The sequence below is a fragment of the Pelodictyon phaeoclathratiforme BU-1 genome (genome assembly GCF_000020645.1).
Taxonomy (GTDB): Bacteria; Bacteroidota; Chlorobiia; order Chlorobiales; family Chlorobiaceae; genus Chlorobium; species Chlorobium phaeoclathratiforme.
In genome coordinates, this window is sequence record NC_011060.1 from 361,033 (window position 1) to 381,798 (window position 20,766).

Genomic DNA, 20,766 nt, shown 5'->3' on the forward strand with positions numbered 1-20,766 from the left:
GGCTGCAGGTATGTACCTTTGCTCTTGGTTATGTTTATTTTTGACAAAACAGATTGTGAATGATTATGCATGCAAGGATGAACTGATGTGAAACAAAATAAAGAAAAATCTCCCTTGCGTGAGGCTCTTGCTTCGCTCATTCCCTTTCTTAAACGGGCCTTTTATTTCAGTCTCGTTGTTAATGTGCTGGTGCTTGCTCCGAGTGCCTACATGATGGAGGTGTATGATCGTGTCGTGAACAGTCGCAGTCATACAACATTGCTGATGCTTACGCTTCTGGTAGTAGGCGCCTATCTGCTGCTTGAGGCACTGGAATGGGTACGCCGCCAGGTGATGCACGATGCTGGTATGAAGCTCGACAAGGGATTGCGTGAACAAGTGTTTGGCGCCGTTTTTATGGCAAGGATTCAGAACATTCCTGGAGTGGGTGCCCAGGCGCTGCGTGATCTCAAGACCCTTCGTGAATTTTTGCCCTCTCCCGGTTTTCTTGCCTTTATTGATACTCCTCTTGCCTTGCTGGTGCTGGTAATTATTTTTCTCATGGCGCCAGCTCTCGGCTGGTTTGCTGTGGCTGGTGCTCTGGTGCAGTTTATGATTGGAGTGATTAATGAACGCCGTATCCGCGAACCGCTTTTGGCGGCTAACCGAAATGCGATGCGCGCTCAGACCTATGCGGATGGGGTAATTCGTAACGCCCAGGTTATAGAATCGATGGGAATGCTTGGTCATATCCATAAACGATGGATGGAGCGTCAACAAGAGTTTCTCTGGCAACAGGCAGAAGCATCCGACCATGCGGGAACAAATTCAGCCCTTTCGAAGCTGGTGCAAAGTCTTTTGACCTCTCTTTTGCTTGGCATGGGTTGCTGGCTGACACTGAAAGGGGAGTTGCATGGATCCGGTATGATTGTTGCATCCATTCTTGGTGGAAGGGTGCTCGCACCGCTTGTTCAGGTTATCGGTAGCTGGCGTCAGGTGGAAGGCGCCCTTGAGTCGTTCAGCCGTCTGGAGGGCTTGCTGAAGGAGTTTCCCCTTCAGGAAAAGGGGATGTCACTGCCGGAACCGACTGGTTTTCTTGCAGTTGAGGGCGTTATAGCAGGTGCTCCCAGAAGCCCGGTGCAGATTCTCAAGGGGGTAAGTTTCAGAGTTGCCCCGGGAGGGTCGCTGGCGATTGTCGGTCCATCGGCTTCAGGCAAGACCACCCTTGCAAGGCTTCTGGTTGGTGTGTGGCCGGCCATGCAGGGTAAGGTGCGCCTTGACGGAAATGATATCTATCAGTGGGACAAGGAGGAACTTGGGCAGTATATTGGCTATTTACCCCAGAATGTTGAGTTGTTCGAAGGTACCATTGCTGAAAATGTTGCTCGTTTCGGGGATCCTGATGATGAAAAAGTGCATGAAGCATGTCGTATGGTGGGGCTTTCGGATTTTATTGAAACGCTTCCGAAGAGGTTCGACACGCAGATAGGCGATGATGGTTCGTTTCTTTCCGGCGGTGAGCGGCAGCGCGTTGCTCTGGCCAGAGCAGTATACGGAATGCCGAAGTTTGTGGTGCTTGATGAACCGAATGCAAGTCTTGACGAAGCTGGAGATGCAGCGTTGCTCAATGCGGTAAAATTGTTGAGGGCACGGGGCACGACGGTGATTGTCATTACGCATCGCTTAAATATTCTGGGGGCAATAGAGCATATGCTCGTACTGGTTGACGGGCAGGTACAGCGCTTCGGTACTTGTCAGGAGGTAATGGAGGCTCTTCAGTCGCAATCAGCGGCCCAGCAGCAGCCTCTGAAACCAAAGCCTCAGGGCTAACTCTTATATGCAAACAGACCCTTTATGAAACCTGAATTTTTTAATCGCAGTGCATTATCCCGTCAGCTCTGGGAGTTTCGACGAGAGTTTATGTGGGTTGGTATTTTCAGTATGATTGCCAATATCCTGATGCTGACCCCCACCATCTATATGCTTCAGGTCTATGGTCGTGTCATGAAGAGCGGCAGTGAGCTGACGCTTCTTATGGTGACCTTTTTTCTGATCTTTTTTTATGCGGTTATGGCTTTTGCCGAGTGGCTTCGTTCGCGCCTTTTGGTACGGGCGGGGGTCAGGCTCGATGAAGCGCTCAATTCACTGGTTTTTAAGGCAAGCTTTGAAGCATACCTGAACCGTACCAAACACAATGTTGCAGAGGCCTTTTCGGATCTGACCAATATTCGCCAGTTTCTGACGGCCAATGGCATGATTGCCTTTTTCGATACTCCGTGGACGCCTGTTTATATTGCGGTAATCTTTTTTCTCAGTCCGTTTCTTGGTTATCTCTCTATCTTTTTTGCCTTTATTCAGCTTGGCGTGACCTGGCTCAGCAATCGGATGAGCATGAAGGAGATACAGATTGCGGCTGATGCAGGTAACAACAGTTACCGCTATGTGCAGAGCAAACTTCGAAATATTGAACCGATACATGCTATGGGTATGGCCGGGAACCTTCGTCAACGCTGGTTCATGTTGCATGACGCTTCGCTGGCCAAGGCAGAGGACTCTCTGGATCGTCAGCATCGCCAGCAGGCATTTGCCAAGTTTGTGCGTTACAGCATGCAGTCGATGACGCTTGGTGCGGGTGCTCTTATGGTTATTGAAGGAAAAATGTCAGCCGGTTCAATGATTGCTGCCAATGTGCTGATGTCGAGAGCTCTTCAGCCACTTGATCTGGTGGTTGCTACCTGGAAACCATTTGTTCAGGCTCGCACGGCCTTTGTTCGTTTGGAGAAACTCCTTGAGGATTTTCCGGAGCGTCATCCTGGAACCAAACATCAGGATCCTTTTGGTGAGATAAGGCTTGAAGGACTATCTGCTTCTGCCGAGGGACGTGAGGCCCCCATTCTTGATGATCTTACAGCAATGTTTCCTTCTGGCAAGGTGACCGTAGTACTTGGCCCATCTGGATCGGGAAAATCAACCTTGGCGCGCTGTATTGTCGGGATATGGCCCGATACAAAAGGGCGTGTTCTCATCGACGGTGAGCCGATTGAGAGCTGGGACAGGATGGAACTTGGGCCGCATATTGGTTATCTCCCGCAGGACATTGAGCTCTTTGATGGATCGATTGCTGACAATATTGCCCGTTTTGCTGAGGTTGATTCTCAAAAAGTGATCGAGGCAGCTAAGCGTACGGGTATTCATGAGATGATTTTGCGTTTTCCGCATGGTTACAATACGCAGATCGGTGATGCCGGAGGAATGCTGTCGGGTGGTCAGCGACAGCGTCTGGGCCTTGCCAGAGCGATGTATGGCAATCCAGCTCTTCTGGTGCTCGATGAACCAAACGCGAATCTTGATGATGCCGGTGAACGTTCATTGCTGGAGGCAGTCAAGGATTTGAGAAAAGCTGGTAAAACAGTTATTCTTGTAACGCATCGGCCCACTGTTCTTGCTGCTGCAGATTTGATTGTTTTGATGCAGAATGGAAAAATTGTTCGTTGTGGAGCCCGTGATGAAGTTTTATCGGCTTTACGTGCAGGGAGCGCCCGGCCAGCTTCGGGTACCCCGGGCTGATTTCGGCTTTTGAAAAATGTTTAAACGATAGCAATGAGTATTCGTGATATAATGGCAAAGGTGAAGCTTGCTCCAGACGAGAAGGAGACAGGTAACAAGGGTGAGGAGTATCGTGATACCCGCGGTCCCGTAAAGCTCGGCATATGGATATTACTTATCGGATTTGGCAGCTTTCTGCTTTGGGCTGCCTTTGCCCCGCTTGATGAGGGTGTTCCCTGTCAGGGATTGGTCAGTATAGCTACAAAGCGCAAGGTTGTGGAAAATCTGCGTGGAGGCAGGGTCGAGAAAGTTAATGTTCGGGAGGGTCAGATGGTTAAAGAGGGAGATGTGCTGATCATGCTCGACAGTCAGACGGCAAGGGCTCGTTATGATGAGGTGCATCAGCATTATCTGGGCATGCGTGCAACGGCTGACCGTTTAATTGCTGAAATGCGTGGTGCCCCGTCAATTACGTTTCATAAAGATTTGTTGACAGAACCTGATCGTCAACTGGCTCAACAGAATATGCAGAACCAGCGCCAGCTTTTTTTGTCGCGCCGTGTATCGCTGCAGATTTTGAATAAGCAACTTGAGGCCATGACATCATTGGCACGAGAGGGTTATGCGCCATTAAACCAGCAGCACGAATTAGAGTTGAAGATTGCAGAATTCAAGAGCAGTACCGCCTCCCAACTGGCACAGGTACAGCTTGAAGTGGAGGCCGATGGTGAAAAAACCAGAGCGCTTGCTGAAGAGCTGGCCGATACGGAGGTACGCTCACCAGCATCAGGGCAGGTCGTTGGTTTGCAGGTGCAGACAGTAGGTGCGGTTATCCAGCCTGGTCAGAAAATTATGGATATTGTGCCGCTTCATGAGAGCCTTCTTATTGACACCAAAGTTGCTCCTCATCTTATCGACAGTATTCATAACGGTTTGCCGGTTGATGTGAGCTTTTCTTCATTTGCACACTCTCCGCAGCTCGTTGTAGAGGGAGTAGTTGAATCGCTCTCGAAAGATATTGTAACAGATCCCCAGGTTAATCCGATGACACCAGGTGCATCCTATTACCTTGCAAGAGTCTCTGTGACTCCAGAAGGAATGACCTCCCTTGGCCGTCGGGAGATGCAGCCGGGAATGCCGGTACAGGTCGTTATCAAGACAGGCGAAAGGTCGTTGCTGACCTATCTTGTCGATCCGTTGATCAAGAGGATTGCGGTATCAATGAAAGAGGAGTAGGGTTGTTTTGAGAACTAAACGTGATGAGTGAGGCGGTCATGAAGCTATGGATTTGTCTGATTGCTTTTGCAGGGATGTTTATTGCGCTGCCGCTGTATGGAGATCCGATTGATCTTTCGACAGCCTTGCAGAAGGCAAGAGAGTATGATGCCCGGTTAGGTGCCGCACAGGCTGATAATCTGATATACAGGGAGGAAGTTGGCAGGGCGAGGGCCCAGTTGCGCCCCTCTGTACGTATGAACGCAGCAAGGGGTAGAAATGCGACGCAATATACCAGCCTTGCAGGGAGAACGACTGCCAGTTATTATAATTCGATTAACTACGGTGTTTCAGTTCGCCAGCCGTTGCTTAACTTGTCGAATTTTGTTGGCTATAAGCAGGCTAAGGCTGTGGCTGTAAAAAGTGATATTGACCTTCAGAAAGAGGATGCTTCGCTGATGGTCAGGATAGCAGAGGCCTATTGTAATGCCTTGTATGCAGAGGATAACCTTGATTTCAGTCAAACGCTCGTCAAGGCAGCAGAGGAGCAGCTTCAGCAGGCTAAAAAACGTTTTGAGAAGGGGTTTGGTACAGTTACCGAGATCAGCGAGGCACAGGCAGGTTATGATATGGCGCTGGCTGATGGATTGGAGATTGTCAATAGTGTTGAGTTCACCCGTCGTGAACTGGAGCATCTTACGGGAGAGTATCCTGATGAACTCTGTAGAGTTGTGCCTGAAAAGCTGCTTTTGGCCCAGCCGGAACCCGGAAATGTTCAATCATGGATTGATCTGGCTCTTGTCAATAATTACGATGTGGTTGGCGGACACCAGGAAATCAAGATTGCAAAAAAGGAGATCGAAAAACAGAAATTTTCCCGTTATCCAACGGTTGATCTTGTTGCCGGGAGAAACTACTCGGAGAGTGAAAATAATTATTCAATCGGTTCTATTTACGATACCTATTCGGTCAGTCTGCAGATGAGTATGCCAATTTATACCGGTGGCTACGCAAGTGCTTCTGTGCGTCAAGCATATGCCAAACGGCTCAAGGCAGAGGAGCAACTCAGTGCCCAGGAAAGGGGAGTTCAGTCTGATGTTCGCAAGTACTACAACGGGATTGTCAGCAGTATCGCCCAGATTCATGCCTATGAACAGGCGGTTCAATCTCATGAAATTGCCTTGACCGGTACGAAAAAAGGATTTGAAGCAGGACTGCGTACGAATGTCGATGTTCTCGATGCTCAACAGAAGCTTTTTTCAAGCAGAAGAAATCTTGCGAAATCGCGTTACCAGTATATCCTCAATCGCCTTATGCTCAAGCAAGCCTCAGGGACGCTGTCCGCCGGTGACGTTGAAGAGGTGAACGGATGGCTTGCGACGACAAAAAGGCTATAACTATTGTCTCCCTTCTCTTTATATGACAAACAAGATGTGCCAAAACAGCGGCCGAGAGTGACTGTTTTGGTCATTTGTGGAATATTATTTTGACCCATCTTCTTTTTTACCTCTTCTTTGTAAAGATGGAGGTGAAACCGTAGATTGAGGCCAAGAGATTGTTCGTGAACAGATAACTATTGTATGAAATTATTTATAAGGCTTGTTCGTTACCTCCTGCCTTCCAAGGGGAAGATAGTACTTGTCGTCGTCGTCAGTATCATGTCTTCTCTGCTTGGTGTGGTTTCAATCTATTCAGTGCTTCCTCTTTTGAATGCCGTCTTTACTGCTGAAAGCACCATTGATGCTCCAGTGCATTTGGAGGCAAAGGCTCCAGGGGAAAAGAGAGTGGAAAAAAAAGAAAGCTCCGGTTTGGGTGCATTCCAGGGTATTGATACAGAAAAACTTAAAGCTTCGGTTACCGAGAATTTCGAAGAGATATTTCATGCAGAGACTAAAGAACGTACGCTTCTCAATATCTGCCTTTTTCTGATTGCATCGTTTGCTGTCAAGAATCTCTTTGTCTATCTGAACGGTCAGATCATTTTCAGGATTCAGACCAAGACAGCAAAAAAACTCCGTGATGATGTGTTCAGTAACATCATTGAGATGCACCTCGATTATTTCAACAAAAATCGGGTTGGTAACTTGATGAACCTGGTCTACAACGATGTGCAGGCCGTTAACAATACTGTAAGCTCAACTTTCGTCAATTTTCTTCAGAATCCTTTTTCAGTATTTGTATACGTCACTGTTCTTGTTGTGCTGAGCTGGAAGCTTACGCTTTTTGCATCCTTGACGTCACTGATGATATTTTTTGTTATACGTACTATTGGCAAGCAGGTCAAGGGTCTTGCCACCAGTTTCCGTAATACGATGGGGGATATGAACTCCGTTTTACAGGAAAAATTCAGCGGTATCAAGGTTATCAAGTCGAGTGCATTCGAAAATGTAGAACTTGAACGTTTTCAAGCGTTTACCCGTGGATTTCGGAATCTTGATATTCGGATTGCACGATTGCGCAATATAATTGGGCCGCTGAATGAAACACTGCTTGTTGCAGCAATAGCTCTTGTTCTCTGGTTTGGCGGGCTGCAGGTATTTGAGGGAAGGATGACCTCATCAGAACTTATTTTGTTCGCTTTTACCCTCTATTCAACAATGGGGCCAATCAAGATGTTTGGTGATGTCAATACCCAGATGGCCCTTGGTATGATCTCTGCAGAGCGTTTATTTGAGCTGCTGGATACGGTTCCTGATATAAAAAATGGTACACGTGCAATTAAAGGCTTTGAGCATGATATCAGGTTTGAGGATGTCTGTTTTAAATATGCCAAGGATTCTGATGCTCCGAATGTACTTGACCATGTCTCCTTCGAGCTCAATAAAGGTGAGATGGTGGCACTTGTAGGTCAATCCGGATCTGGAAAGTCTACGGCAGTTGATCTGCTTCTGCGCTTTTACGATGTTGATTCAGGCAGGATAACTATAGATGGGATTGATATTCGGGAATATGATTTTAAGCAATTGCGCAGAATGATCGGTGTTGTCAGTCAGGAGGTAATTTTGTTCAACGACACAATCAAGGCTAATATCGCTTATGGCACTCATGATGAGGTTGGTCTGGAGAGGGTTATTGTTGCGGCAAAAATGGCGAATGCCAATCAGTTTATTGAAGAAAAGCCGGAGCAGTATGATACGTTAATAGGCGACAGGGGGGTACAGTTGTCAGGCGGACAGCGTCAGCGGCTTGCTATCGCTCGTGCCATGGTAAAAAATCCCGAACTGTTGATTTTTGATGAGGCAACAAGTGCTCTTGATAATGAATCTGAGAAGGTGGTACAACAGGCGATTGATCATGCTCTTGAAAATCGTACCGCGCTTGTTGTGGCACATCGGCTCTCTACTATCAGGAATGCCGATAGAATTATTGTTATGGATCGGGGCCGGGCTGCTGAGTCGGGTAATCACGAAGAACTTCTTCAGATTAATGGCTTATACAAGCACCTTTATGAAATTCAGTTTTCAGGAAAGGTGGTGGAAAACGGGGCATCATTACCTGTATCCTGAATATGGCTGCAAGTTTATATAATAACAGTTTATCGGTTTCAGCGATTATTGCGGTCTATAACCCTGACCTGTTTTATTTTAAGCAAGCGGTTGCGTCGGTACTCTCCCAGATCTTTCCCGTGCAGGAGCTTGTGCTGGTCAATGACGGAGGCAGTGAAACATTCAGGAGTATTCTGCCGGATGACGAGCGAATCAGGGTGTTTTCAAAACAGAATGAAGGGGTGGCTGCTGCCCGCAACTTTGCTCTTGAGCAATGCAGGGGAGAGTACATTGCTCTTCTCGATCAGGATGATTACTGGTATCCTGACAAGTTGTGTGAGCAGATGGCCATGATTCCGGTACCCGGAGAGCCCTGTATGGTAACTTCACCGGTTGATATTGTCGTTGCTAATGGCAGCGTGCAGAACAAAATATCAAGACGAAAGTCTGATGAGTATCGATGGAAGACGAGTCAGGAAAATGTTTTACTGAGTCTTTTTGAAGGAAATTTCATCTATTCATCAACGCCGTTGATACATCGCGCTGTGTTTGAAAAAGCAGGAGGGTTTGATCCGTGGACTCAACCTCATGATGAATGGGATCTGTATCTGAGAATAGTTCTTGCTGGCTTTTCTCTCTACTGCTATCGCGAGAAGCCGCTCTCAGTCTGGAGAAGTCATGATGCGAATGAATCTAATAAGTTGAATGTCATGATGTGCTCAAAATGTCGGGTAGAGAAAAAGCTTCTCAAAACCGTGGCAGATGATGTGATTCGAAGGATACTTGCTACAAATCTGCTCATTGACTTGTTGGAAAGGGTTAACCTGCTCTATAAACAAAGAGAATACAGGCGGTTCAGAGCATTGGTGATAATTCATCTTTTCCGGCTGTTACGGCATAAATACAATTTCAGGGGCGTTGGAATTGAACTTCACAGGGCATATTCAGACCGTGTCCGTAAAATTGCTCTGAAAAGTGCAAGAAGGTATGTTGTTTCTTATTTTATGCTCTGAAAAGTTTTTGAAAACATCTCCGTTCTCCTCCCATATGTTGAATCAGTCCCGGTAAATTTTAATGGTATCGTTTATGGATTGCCCATGGATCTGAATACTTATTAAACTCAGTTAAAAAGCGTTTATTATTCAGAATTACGTATCAGATAATGTGTGGTCAGAAAATCGGTTTTGAGCCATTAACATCCTGAAAAAAGGATACGTATAGTGGTCTGCATGCCGGTCAGCGGCTATTTGCTTTTTTTTATCAGTCAAGGAGGCTCAGCGGCGGGAAATAATCCGGCCAGGGAAAGTGGATTGTCGCTGAACACTCGGTATTACCTTATGTTGTTTGTTATGGCATTAAAGATTCTTTGTTTGCATGTTGCGGAAGATCAGGCGAGTTATCGCTACCGGGTTGAGCAGTTTCTTCCGTTCTGGGAGGAGTATGGTATTGAGATGCATACAGTGCGTATTACCGGAAAAAGCTATCCTGAAAAGCTGCGCCTTGCGCTTGGGAGTAAAAAGTATGATTATGTCTGGCTTCAAAGAAAGCTGCTGGCTCTTTTTTTTATTACACTTATAGCGAGACGGTCACGACTTCTGTATGACTATGATGATGCGTTGTATGCGAGGGAGAGCTACATAGATGGGTTACCGAAGAAGCCGACAAAACCTGGTTCGAAACAATCCATTAGTCGCCTCAATAGCCTGTTGAAGCGAACCTCGATGGTGTTTGCTGGAAGTGATGCGCTCGTCAATTATGCCCGACAGTTTAATCCTGATGGTACTTTTCTTGTCCCAACGGCATTCAGCAAAGTGCCTGAACTTCCGGTGCGCGTTTCCTGTTCTGACGACAGGGTTACTTTTGGCTGGATCGGCAATAACCTGAATCTCTTTTTTCTTTCGCTTATTGATGACGCTGCCTCTTCGTTGCAGGCTCGTTATCCGGCAGTCCGGTTTTCAGTGATGAGTGGCAAACCTCCCGAAGGGCTGAAAACCTGCTGGAATTTTGTTTCCTGGTCGAAGGAGGCAGAAGTGGAGTGGTTAGAATCTATTGATATCGGTATGATGCCGCTGGTTGATGATGAATGGAGCCGGGGGAAATGTGCTTTCAAGCTCTTGCAGTACATGGCTCATGGCAAACCGGTGATTGCATCGGCTGTCGGGGCTAACCGTGCTGCCGTAATTGATGGTGTCAGCGGCTACCTTGCCTCATCCTCTGCGGAGTGGCTTGCTGCGTTCGAGTCGTTGGTGACAAGCCCGGATCGACGTCGTGCAATGGGTAAGGAGAGCTGCAAACATTTTCTGCAAACCTACGAGCGGCAAAAGGTGCAGGAGCAGATGGCTGATCTGCTGCATCGCCATTTCAACCAGACGCAACAACACTGAGCTGTTGGTTTAAACGATTCCAATGCTCTTGCCCTGGCTGAATGACAGGGTCATCGGAAGCCTTTTCTTCGTGGTAGCTCTGATAACCGGGCTTTTCGGGTGCTCTGTCCATGGGCCATAGAGCGTATCGGATGAAAAGAGGTGCAGGTTCTGCAGTTTGCGCGCAAAGCTGAAGAGATACCACCGTCCGTCGTGAAGTACGATAGAGGGATCCAGCAGAGGAGGGTAGCGTTTATTACTTTTGATGAGTGTGGCACATTGCTCCCACTTCCCTGGAAATGGAGCTGCCTTGTAGAGTTTTATTTGACGGGATTTTGCACATTCAGGGATCATGTACATGTTGCAATCATCCAAAAATACGGACGGATACTCTTCTTGTTACAGAGAAAAGCTGTAACGTGAGGGCAAAAAATATCTTGTCTGGCGTTTATGTTTTTTTATCATCACCATACCATTGATGTGGCAAGGCATTTGTTTTTCACTCGACCTTTTTGGCGAGCAATTGTACTTTTTCAGCAACTGCAGTGACCGAAATATCACTGACCTCACCGGTAGCCGAAATGATGAGTTCAAAAGGGATGAATAACGGTCCGAAACGTGAAAGATCCTGCGGAGCTTCGCGATAGAGCCCTATTACAGGGATGTCATAACAGGAAGCGACATGAATCAGTGAAGTGTCAGGAGTGATGAGGAGCTTGACTGTAGCAATGATCAGCCCTGCCTCATAGATATTTTGTGTGGAGGGCGAGGCAAGAACATTGCTGAATCGTGTTTCGATTCGTTGTTTTTCTTCACGCCCTTCCGGACCGCTTAAGACAATAAAGGTCTCATCAGAGTATAGTTGAAGCAGCTCTTCCCAACTTTTCTCCAGCCATTGCCGGTTCATTTCACCTGCGCTGAGGTTGATTCCGATGATTGTTTTTACAGCGATTTTTTGAAGAAACATTACGATTGCATCCGAAACCGGCATTGGTGGCAGTGAGGGACGGCATTGATCGTTCGGAGGGTGAGAGCCAAAGAGGGTCAGCAAGGCACAGTTTTTCATTGCCATGTGGGAGTGAAACGGTATGGCAATAAGGTGGTCAAAAAGTCCCTCATGGAACTCGCAGGCATGTCCGACCTTGTAACGGGCTCTGATCAGGGCCGATTGCAGCAGAAAATGGGTTGAAGGATGGTCTTTGGTATTGAAGAGGAGATCGAACCTGTGCGTCAACACCTCTTTGAAATAGTTGAGTGGGTTTTTTTTAACCTGATGAACGGCTGTGACATTTGGATCGCAGCAGAAAAAGTCGAATGAGCTCTGGCTGAAGGTAATGATATGGATAGCAAGTTTTGGATATTGTATCCGGAGGTTTTTCAGGAGTGGGGTGAGTAAAACTGAGTCACCAAGTTTTTCCTGTGCCAGAATCGCAATAGAGCGAAGCTTACCGGTAAAGGGGATGCCGGATGTTCTCTTGGGAGCAGTGAGCTGCAGGAATCGGGCAAATACCTGCCGGAGTACTCTTTTCTTCTTCTTCTTCCTTTGCTTCACAGACGGCTTTTCTTTTCGATGATTTTTTGCTGCAGGTGTTGTTCCAGGTTGTTGAGCATTGCGGCCATGGTGAACTCCCTGTTTACCCTTTCATATCCAGCTCTGCCGAATTCTGCAAGCTTCACGGGATTATCAATGATGCTGGTTATTGCCGAGGCAAGAGCTTCAGGATCTTTTGGTGGAACGATAAGACCCGTCCTCCCCTCATCCATCAGTTCCCTCGCTCCATTGACATCTGTAGCGATAACAGGCTTCTTCATGGCCATTGCTTCCATGACGACATTGGGCATCCCCTCAAAGAGCGAGGCGAGAACAAACAGATCGCACCCCTTAAGATAGGGGTAAATATCGTCAGCATATCCAAGAAAGATGAATGAATCCTCAAGGCCGATATCCGTAACCTGCTTTTTCAGTTCCGTTTCCAGTTTTCCCTCACCTGAAATGGTAAAGATAAGGTCATTTCTTGTTTTTTTCAGGATTGCTGCCGCCTCAATCAGGTAACTGAACCCCTTTTGTTCAGAGAGCCTTCCAGCACTGTAGATGATTTTTTTATCGGGATAGCAATTTGAAAAGTCATAAGCACAAACATGGGGCGGAATGATAAGGCCGTTGTAGATGACTTTTACAAACTGGTCATCGAACCAGCCATAATTATGGTAAGCTTCACGGATGGTTGTGCTGTTGGTGATGATGCCATCAGCAAGCTTTGTCAGAGTGAATTCATGCTTCCGTTTTTTGCTGCAGAGTAGCATTCCGTGGCGGGCGAGAACCGTTGTCTTGCCGTAAAGCCTGGCCGCAAGCCCGGCAACTCGCACATCTTTGTTGAGATTGCAGATGATGAGGTCAATGGCATGGACTTTCAGGAACGCGGCAATTTTCAGTGTGTTCAGAGGACTGAAATCACCTCGAATCTCGAAAACAGTTGTTTCAACACCCTGTGATGCGGCATAATTAAGTGTTTTGGAGTTTTTTTTACTTCCGAGAGTAACGTGGTGCCCCCTTTCCGCAAGTCCTTTCGCGGCATTGACCATCCATTTTTCGCCACCACCGAATTTTTCGCGGCCAATGGAATTGATGAAAAGAATATTCATACTGAGTGTTTCATGCTGACAGATGTTGATTGTTGTCTGCTTACTTGTTTGAACGGGTTGGTAGTCAGTTACTGCTGTACAAACCTGAAAAACTCAATCATCTCTTTTTCCATTTTTTCAAGCGAAAATTGTTCGACAGCAACAGATTTGGCTTCGCACGCTATTTTTTTTCTGAATGGCACATCTCTGTACAGATGCATGAGGTGATCAGCCAGAGACTGTTCTTCTCCATATTCGACGAAAAGGCAATGCTGATTATGAGTTAACACCTCCTCCACTCCTCCGGCCCTCGTGGTAATAATGGCATTGTCAAGCAATGCCGCTTCAAGTGTGGCGTAGGGAATACCTTCATTCCTGGAGGTCAGAGCAAAGATATCACTCGTTGCGAGATAGGGATAAGGATTTTTTATGAAACCGGTAAATGTAACGAGCCGCTCAATATTGAGCGAACGCGTGAGCTCTTTCAATGCATCAAGTTGCCCGCCTGTGCCGATAATGATCAGACCTGCGTTATCAATGCTATTTTGAGAGACAAAGAGTGCAAACCCTGTAATGAGAAAATCAAACCCTTTTCTTTCTGATAATTCACCCAGGGAGGTGATGGTAAAATCAAATTTTTTCTCTATTGCCTCTATCTTATTGACGTCGATGAAAAGACCGTTTGGAATGACCGCAATGTTCTTTGACTTCATATAGGATGACTGCAGCAAGACATCCTTGATCATATGTGCATTAACCATAATGCCGTCGGCAAGTCTGTGATAGACCAGCTCATTAATTCCTTTGTTTTTTAAATCGCGAACAATGCCGAGAATCAGGATGTTTTTTGCTTTGGTCAATTTGCAGGCAATTCCAGCAAGGAAATAATCTTTCCGTTTGGTGGGAACAACAATATCGATATGATGTTCCTTGATAATGCTTACCAGTCTTGCAAGGGTATAAAGGTCCGCTTCATGGTGAAAGGGCAGTTGGAATTTTTTTATGTTGAAGCGCTCTCCTATCTCATCTTTACGGTACGCTAACAAGCAATGGTGTTTTTTTGCCATGACATCAGCCGCATGTAAAACCCAAGCCTCATTACCGCCCCATTTTCTTGCCGAACAGGTGAAGAGAATGTTCATAAATTCAGTTTACTTGGGTTACTCTGTCGCTTTGGAGTATATCTTTGATCTGCCTGATTTTTTTTTCAGGCAATAAAATAATTTTTTTTAACAAAAGATTGTGTTCCTCTTTAAGCTGCGATTTGCTCTGTTATTTCCTCTTATGATAAAGAGAATATCACGCGCATAGTTAGCCATCTTTTCCCGGATGGCGCTCAATGGTTTCCCGGCAGAATTGCATGATTTCTTGAGTCATGACTGGAATTGAGAATTTACGCAGGACGGTTTCTCTGGCATTCTTGCCGAGCTGTATTCTCTGCCTTTCGTCACGGTAAAGCTGTAGCAGGAGTGTTGCCAGTGCCTCTTCGTCGCCATAATCGAAAAGAAACCCATTTTTGTTATCAGTGATGACTTCGCGGACACCTCCGGCATAAGTACTCAGAGGAGGACAGCAGAGATACATAGCTTCAAGCAGGGCATTTGATAGACCTTCATTAGTTGACACCATTGCAAAAATGTCACTTATCGCGATCAAAGGAAATGGATTCTGTAAAAAACCGGTAAAGAGAACCTTGTCTGTTATACCGAGGTTTTCAGTAAGTATCTCAAATTCCTGCCTGTCAGTACCTTCGCCAATAATAACCAGTCCCGCATTTTTAGCTCCTGATAAGGCAAGAAAACGTGCAAACGAGCGGATCAGAAAATCAAAACCCTTGTTGCGGGTTATCCTGCCCAACGCACTGATAACGAAAGGGAATGGTTTGTTGATCGGTTCAAGAATGCGACCTTCAATTTCCGCAGTATCAAGGCCGTTGTAAATAACCCTGATTTTTTCCTGTGGGATATAGCCGGTTTCAAGCAATGTCTCTTTGATTTTTTTTGCATTGACGATGATTCCGTCGGTGAGGGTGTGATACATGAACCGCTGCCAGGGCCAGAGCAGTTTTCTGTCGGCACCGAGTCGCAGAATAACGGATTTACCGGTTATTTTTCCTGCAAGACCCGCCATCAAGTAGTCTTTGCGTTTGGTCGGGATGATGATATCAATCTGTTTTTTTTGGATGATATGCACAAGGCGAACAACGGTATAGAGGTCGATATGACTCAGGCAGGGAAGACGGAATCCGGGAATGGTGAAGCGCTCCCCAACAATATTGCGACGGTAGACCAAAAAGGTTTTATGTTTTTTTGAAATGGCTTCAGCCGCCATGTGTGTCCATTTTTCAGTTCCACCCCAAGTCCGGGCGGAGTTCATAAAAAGAATGTTCATATGGTGTTGGTCCAGAGCAATATCTGCAATACCCGCTATTCGGCAGAGGCACCCGGTTAAACAAAAGTTTTTGCTTGTTTTTCAACTGTCCAATGCCTATCTGTTGATAGAACCTGAATGTCAGAGGGTTCAGGAGGACAAGGTATCAAATTCTCAAGGAATTCATTGTAACGGATTATCAATGCAGACTTTTTTCTCTTCTGACCCATTTGCGGCGCGGCGGCCCTCCTTTTTTGCCAATACCCTTTTTTTGATCGTCGTCATGCTGCTCTATCCTCTTGCCGGTGTCTTGCTTTTTTCTTTTGTTGGCAGCGGGCGCGAGGCGACCTTTTCCTTGTTACCCATCGAGAGGGGTATGCTTCCTCTCATTCGTCTGGTTCAGGTTGTCGGACAGCTTCTTGTGCTTGCCCTGCCTGTGCTTCTGCTTTCCGCATGGCATACAGGCCGTAAAAATCCCTTTTCCCGTGAAGGTTTTGCTTTTTTAGGAATAGGTAAAAGTGTTGACTTTAGTGTAACAGCATTGGCGGTTGGCGGTATTTTTTTGCTGCAGCCACTGTTGTATACCCTTATCGCACTGCAGGATCTCTATCTCTGGACAGCTCTTGGAGCTGCTGGAAGAGAGGTGGTTCGTCAGCGTGATCTGATGGACTCGTTCATCAAGGAGCTTGCACTGGTTCGCACTATTCCGGAACTGTTTCTGGTCGCCTTTGTCCTTGCCTTTACCCCGGCAGTTTGTGAAGAGCTGCTGTTCAGGGGTTATATCCAGCAGAACTATACACGATCAATGTCTTCTGGCAGTGCGGTACTGCTGACGGGTTGTATTTTTGCGCTCTTTCACCTGAGTGCGGCAAATCTTCTGCCCCTTGTTTTGCTTGGGTGGTATATTGGCTATATTTACTCGTTGACGGGCAACCTGGTGATTCCTTTCTTTGTTCATTTTTCGAACAATCTTGCTGCGCTTCTTCTTCTTGTCTTTTTCGAAGGGAGCCGTTCTGCCGGAATCACGGGGTCGGCGGCCCTTATTTTTTCGCCATGGTGGTGGCTGGTTGTTGCGGGAAGTCTATTTCTTTTTGTTCTGGTTCTTTGGCGGTTGTTTGCTGATTTCTCTTCACGAGATGGAGTTGTGCGGGCAGGTGTTTTCCATTGATACGGGTCAGTTTTTAATACAGGATATATGGGTAAACTTTTAAGTGTTAATTTGCTCCAAAGGATCGTCGTGGCTCTTGCAGGTATCCCCCTGCTGTTGTGGCTCATCCAGCTTGGCGGACTCTGGTTTTTTCTGTTCTTCTCTCTATTAGCGCTGCTTGCTGTTTTTGAGTTTCATCGCCTTGCCCTGCATAAGGCTCACCCGCCAGCCCTCTGGATTGTATTACTGATAACGGCACTGTTTCAGGCGAATTTCTATCTGCATTGGGCGGAGGTTTGGGAGCTTATGCTTGCAGTTGTGCTCTCCCTTCTGGTCATGGAGCTTTTTTTGAAAGAGGGTTCTCCGCTGCTTAATTTAGGGGCCATCCTGCCTGGCCTTCTCTATGTCAATCTCTCTTTTGGCTCCCTGCTGCGGCTTCGTCTTGATGCTGCTGATGGCAAGGGAGAAATAATGGTCTTTCTCATGTTTTTTTGTGTCTGGTCAGCCGATATTTTTGCCTACTTCGGTGGAAGCTCTCTGGGAGGCAAATTTATTCACAGAAAATTGTTCGAGCGTCTGAGTCCCCATAAAACATGGGAGGGCTTTTTGTCCGGTCTTGCAGGGAGCGTTGCTGCAGCAATGATTTATGGAAGCTTTATCCCACAACTGCCAGTATCGACAGCATTATTGACAGGATTGCTGATCGGGCTTGCGAGTCCGGCAGGCGATCTCATTGAATCAATGTTCAAAAGAGATGCCGGGGTAAAAGACTCTTCCGGCCTGATTCCAGGTCATGGGGGAGTGCTGGATCGGTTTGACACAATCATGTTTGTGTCGCCATTTATCTATTTCATCACCATGCATCTCTGAATTGCCACAAAGAGCGCCTTCGTGGACGGTACGGATACTAAATGTTTTTTATATTATCAGCTCAGTTTGTGGGCAGAGAGCATCTTTTAACAGGCAGAAGTTTTAACCGCAAGAGGTTGTCATATAATGAAAATTGAAGGCCTTCTTTCCGAAAAGTATGTCGTTTTGAATCTTGAACTTGCCTTAAAAAGTCAGGTGATTGAAAAAATGCTCTCCATTGTGACCGATCATCCCGGTGTGGTCGATATTGGAAAGCTTCGCGAGGATGTTCTCAAGCGCGAACAGGAGATGTCGACCGGTATCGGCAAAACGTTAGCCTTGCCTCACGCAAAAAGTTCCGGAGTGACCCAGCCAGTTATGGCGTTCGCCACGCTCAGCCGCGCAATCAATTTTGATTCGATTGATAATGAGCCGGTTCGTATTGTCTTTCTTCTTGCAACACCTGAAGATATGCTTGCGGAACACTTGAAGCTGCTCGGACGCATTACAAGGCTTGCAGGTCGGGATGATGTGCGCAAGAGGCTTGTGCTTGCCAGATCAGCAGGCGAGGTTATTGAGCTTTTCAGGGAAGAGGAAAAAGACTTCCCACAGATCTAAACATTTTTACCAGCAGGGGATTATTACAGTTATGCCGCAGTATCAGGCAGTAAAGGGCACAAGGGATATTTTTCCGGAAGAGGCAGCCCGATGGAAATATGTAGAAGGAGTAGTTCATGCAATAGCCTCCCTTTATGGCTTCAGTGAAATAAGGACTCCTGTTTTTGAATATACCGAATTGTTTCAGAGAGGGATTGGTTCGACTACGGACATTGTTGGCAAGGAGATGTTCTCTTTTCTGCCCGATCCGAAAGGGCGTTCATTGACGCTGCGACCAGAGATGACCGCCGGAGTGATGAGGGCGGCTCTGCAGAACAATCTGCTCTCTTCTGCTCCCGTACAGAAGTTGTACTATATCGGTGAACTCTTTCGCAAGGAGAGGCCCCAGGCTGGCCGACAGCGTCAGTTCTCACAGTTTGGAGCTGAACTGCTTGGTGTCTCCTCTCCCGCTGCGGTAGCCGAGGTTATCACCCTTATGATGCAGCTCTTTGCTTCACTCGGTCTGCGTAGCCTGAAGCTCAGGATCAACAGTCTTGGCGACACCGAAGATCGTCTTCGTTACCGTGAGGCGCTGCAGCTCTATTTTACTCCCTTTCATGAGCTTCTCGATGATGCATCGAAAGAGCGACTTGAAAAAAATCCCCTCCGCATTCTCGATACAAAAAATCCTGCTCTTCAGGAGCTTGTTGCCGGGGCTCCACGGCTTTACGATTATCTCAAAGATGCTTCCCTCCAGGATTTTGAGAAGGTGCTCTTTTACCTTGAAGAACGTGATATTGCCTATGAAATCGATTATCGCCTTGTTCGGGGTCTTGACTATTACTGCAATACTGCCTTCGAAGTAACCAGTTCAGAGCTTGGTGCGCAGGATGCCATCGGCGGGGGCGGGCGCTATGACGGTCTTGCCCGGGAGCTTGGCAGTTCGGTGGATGTTCCTGCTTCAGGGTTTGCTGTCGGTATGGAGAGACTTTTGATCACGATGGAAAAGCAGGGGCTTTTTGCCACACTCGCCCCTCAGGGTCCACTTGTTTATGTTATTGTGCAGCAGCAGGATTTGGCCGATAATGCCTTGCAGATTGTCTGGCGATTGCGCAAGGCAGGCATCAAGACAGAAGTTGATTTGGCCGCAAGAAGCATGAAGGCGCAGATGAGAGAAGCAAACAAAATAAAAGCAGCCTATGCGCTCTTTATCGGCACGACGGAAGAGACGACCGGGCTCTATGCCTTGAAAAATCTCGAAACCTCAGAGCAAATTACCCTCACTCTGGAAGCTGTGCTTGAACTTCTTCGTGAACAGGCGGTTGGGGAGCAGCTTGATTGATGACGATCATGAACCACATCGTGATACTTTATGGCAAAAAAGAGTGTTGTCTCTGTGACGAGGCCATGGAGGTTTTGCAGAAAGTCAAGGCCTCATTGCCGTTTGAACTGCAAAAAATAGATATTTCAACGAATCCGGAATTACTCGAAGAGTTCGGACTTACGATTCCGGTTGTTTTTGTTGACGGTATTCAGGTATTTAAGTATCGGATTAACGAAAAAAAATTGCGTCTCCTGTTGACCCCCGTTTAGCTCTCTGCTCATGCGCCCTTCTCCTTGATGGGAACGTGCGCCGGAGCGAGTGGTAAGGCAGCCGCTCTCCGGGTGAGGGGCGGTTTGAGGTTAAAGAATGTTAAATGATGTGAATTAAAAATGATGCGATGTTGAAATTCATTCTTCTTCTTATTGTTGTCTATCTGGTGATGCGTACCGTTGTGCGAATCCTTCGTGGAGGACTCTTTTTTATCAACAAAGGGAGCTCCACTCAAAGCGAACGTCCATCATCTTCAAAGCGCCAGATCGAAGAGGCCGATTATGAGGTTATAGCAAGTGATCTCAAAAATAAAGAGCATGATACCAAATAAGGAGCTTTGCTTTGGACAGGTTTTTTCGTATAATAGCACACTTGATTTAACGAGGTGTACAATCATCTTATCTAAAGTGGGGAATTCCCCACTTTTTTGTTTTCTATATAAAGTTCGTATGAGGTGTTCATGCAAGAGCGCATCAATAATTGTGTCACCCAGGTTTTGGCAGAGTCCGCCGGTACGAGAGGTGAAGGGGCTTATCTTATTGATATAAAAGTAAAAGGAAAGGGAAGCGGTCGGAAGATAGAGATCCTGATGGATGCCGATGATGGTATTCGCATCCATCAGTGTGCATATATCAGCAGAAGAGTCAGGGAGCGGATTGAAGGTGATGATGATCTTCTTGAGCTTGTTGGCGAAAATTTTGACCTGATGGTCTCTTCTCCTGGTCTTGGAGAACCCATCATTATTCCCCGTCAGTATATAAGGCATGTTGGAAAGCTGTTGCAGGTTACCTATGCCGACTCAAACGGCGATCCTGTAGAGCTTGTCGGTCATCTTCAGGAGGTATCGCTTTTGGATGAGCATGGGGCAAAAATTGTGATCATGCCGGAACAGAAAAAAAAGAAAGGTCAACAGCCAAAAACAGAAGCGGTCATATTGTACCTCAATCAGGTAATCCGTGCGATTCCTGAGGCGGAATTATAAGAGAAGTTTATACGGGC

The 20,766-nt window shown here is 46.7% G+C and carries 19 protein-coding genes; 14 read left to right on the forward strand and 5 right to left on the reverse strand.

Features of this window, described 5'->3' with window-relative positions; genetic code table 11:
• Nucleotides 1-87 precede the first annotated feature (87 nt).
• The 7 genes from PPHA_RS01890 to PPHA_RS01920 all read left to right on the forward strand — a co-directional run bounded on the left by PPHA_RS01890 (nucleotide 88) and on the right by PPHA_RS01920 (nucleotide 10,609).
• On the forward strand, nucleotides 88-1,809 hold the full coding sequence (locus tag PPHA_RS01890; RefSeq protein ID WP_012507202.1) for a type I secretion system permease/ATPase: 1,722 nt from the start codon (nucleotides 88-90) through the stop codon (nucleotides 1,807-1,809).
• Nucleotides 1,810-1,833: 24 nt separating this feature from the next.
• Nucleotides 1,834-3,546 (forward strand): type I secretion system permease/ATPase, encoded by a 1,713-nt coding sequence (locus PPHA_RS01895; protein WP_012507203.1) that lies wholly within the window; start codon nucleotides 1,834-1,836, stop codon nucleotides 3,544-3,546.
• 33 nt (nucleotides 3,547-3,579) lie between these two features.
• A complete protein-coding gene (locus tag PPHA_RS01900) occupies nucleotides 3,580-4,761 on the forward strand; it encodes an HlyD family efflux transporter periplasmic adaptor subunit (RefSeq protein WP_012507204.1) in 1,182 nt (393 codons plus the stop codon).
• A 38-nt stretch (nucleotides 4,762-4,799) separates the two neighbouring features.
• The gene (locus PPHA_RS01905; RefSeq protein WP_012507205.1) at nucleotides 4,800-6,137 is read left to right on the forward strand and encodes a TolC family outer membrane protein; all 1,338 of its coding nucleotides are present in this window, start codon (nucleotides 4,800-4,802) and stop codon (nucleotides 6,135-6,137) included.
• Between the two features lie 183 nt (nucleotides 6,138-6,320).
• Nucleotides 6,321-8,246 (forward strand): ABC transporter ATP-binding protein, encoded by a 1,926-nt coding sequence (locus PPHA_RS01910; protein ID WP_012507206.1) that lies wholly within the window; start codon nucleotides 6,321-6,323, stop codon nucleotides 8,244-8,246.
• A 2-nt stretch (nucleotides 8,247-8,248) separates the two neighbouring features.
• Nucleotides 8,249-9,238 carry a glycosyltransferase gene (locus PPHA_RS01915; RefSeq protein WP_012507207.1) on the forward strand — a complete coding sequence of 330 codons (990 nt, stop codon included), beginning with the start codon at nucleotides 8,249-8,251 and terminating at the stop codon, nucleotides 9,236-9,238.
• 357 nt (nucleotides 9,239-9,595) lie between these two features.
• A complete protein-coding gene (locus PPHA_RS01920; protein WP_223293953.1) occupies nucleotides 9,596-10,609 on the forward strand; it encodes a glycosyltransferase in 1,014 nt (337 codons plus the stop codon).
• Nucleotides 10,610-10,618: 9 nt separating this feature from the next.
• Here the strand turns inward: PPHA_RS01920 and PPHA_RS01925 are convergent, their stop codons facing one another.
• The 5 genes from PPHA_RS01925 to PPHA_RS01945 form a co-directional block, all read right to left on the reverse strand.
• Nucleotides 10,619-10,942 (reverse strand): glucosamine inositolphosphorylceramide transferase family protein, encoded by a 324-nt coding sequence (locus tag PPHA_RS01925; RefSeq protein WP_041526385.1) that lies wholly within the window; start codon nucleotides 10,940-10,942, stop codon nucleotides 10,619-10,621.
• A gap of 145 nt (nucleotides 10,943-11,087) precedes the next feature.
• Nucleotides 11,088-12,140 carry a glycosyltransferase family 9 protein gene (locus PPHA_RS01930; protein WP_012507210.1) on the reverse strand — a complete coding sequence of 351 codons (1,053 nt, stop codon included), beginning with the start codon at nucleotides 12,138-12,140 and terminating at the stop codon, nucleotides 11,088-11,090.
• Complete coding sequence (locus PPHA_RS01935) at nucleotides 12,137-13,231, reverse strand: glycosyltransferase (RefSeq protein WP_012507211.1); 1,095 nt, start codon at nucleotides 13,229-13,231, stop codon at nucleotides 12,137-12,139. Before PPHA_RS01935 ends, PPHA_RS01930 begins: the two co-directional genes overlap by 4 nt.
• Nucleotides 13,232-13,299: 68 nt before the next feature.
• Entirely contained in the window at nucleotides 13,300-14,352 is a 1,053-nt protein-coding gene (locus tag PPHA_RS01940) for a glycosyltransferase (RefSeq protein WP_012507212.1), read from the reverse strand.
• A 169-nt stretch (nucleotides 14,353-14,521) separates the two neighbouring features.
• A complete protein-coding gene (locus tag PPHA_RS01945; RefSeq protein ID WP_012507213.1) occupies nucleotides 14,522-15,601 on the reverse strand; it encodes a glycosyltransferase in 1,080 nt (359 codons plus the stop codon).
• A 181-nt stretch (nucleotides 15,602-15,782) separates the two neighbouring features.
• Here PPHA_RS01945 and PPHA_RS01950 point away from each other — a divergent pair, with 181 nt between their 5' ends.
• The 7 genes from PPHA_RS01950 to rimP all read left to right on the forward strand — a co-directional run bounded on the left by PPHA_RS01950 (nucleotide 15,783) and on the right by rimP (nucleotide 20,749).
• A complete protein-coding gene (locus PPHA_RS01950) occupies nucleotides 15,783-16,748 on the forward strand; it encodes a CPBP family glutamic-type intramembrane protease (protein ID WP_012507214.1) in 966 nt (321 codons plus the stop codon).
• A gap of 27 nt (nucleotides 16,749-16,775) precedes the next feature.
• Entirely contained in the window at nucleotides 16,776-17,597 is an 822-nt protein-coding gene (locus PPHA_RS01955) for a phosphatidate cytidylyltransferase (protein ID WP_012507215.1), read from the forward strand.
• A gap of 126 nt (nucleotides 17,598-17,723) precedes the next feature.
• On the forward strand, nucleotides 17,724-18,194 hold the full coding sequence (locus PPHA_RS01960; protein ID WP_012507216.1) for a PTS sugar transporter subunit IIA: 471 nt from the start codon (nucleotides 17,724-17,726) through the stop codon (nucleotides 18,192-18,194).
• Nucleotides 18,195-18,225: 31 nt separating this feature from the next.
• On the forward strand, nucleotides 18,226-19,515 hold the full coding sequence (gene hisS / locus PPHA_RS01965) for a histidine--tRNA ligase (protein ID WP_012507217.1): 1,290 nt from the start codon (nucleotides 18,226-18,228) through the stop codon (nucleotides 19,513-19,515).
• The gene (locus PPHA_RS01970) at nucleotides 19,515-19,766 is read left to right on the forward strand and encodes a glutaredoxin family protein (RefSeq protein WP_012507218.1); all 252 of its coding nucleotides are present in this window, start codon (nucleotides 19,515-19,517) and stop codon (nucleotides 19,764-19,766) included. The genes hisS and PPHA_RS01970 overlap by 1 nt, the downstream gene beginning before the upstream one ends.
• 128 nt (nucleotides 19,767-19,894) lie before the next feature.
• Entirely contained in the window at nucleotides 19,895-20,098 is a 204-nt protein-coding gene (locus tag PPHA_RS01975) for a hypothetical protein (RefSeq protein WP_012507219.1), read from the forward strand.
• Nucleotides 20,099-20,227: 129 nt separating this feature from the next.
• Nucleotides 20,228-20,749 carry a ribosome maturation factor RimP gene (gene rimP, locus PPHA_RS01980; RefSeq protein WP_012507220.1) on the forward strand — a complete coding sequence of 174 codons (522 nt, stop codon included), beginning with the start codon at nucleotides 20,228-20,230 and terminating at the stop codon, nucleotides 20,747-20,749.
• The last annotated feature ends 17 nt before the right edge of the window (nucleotides 20,750-20,766 follow it).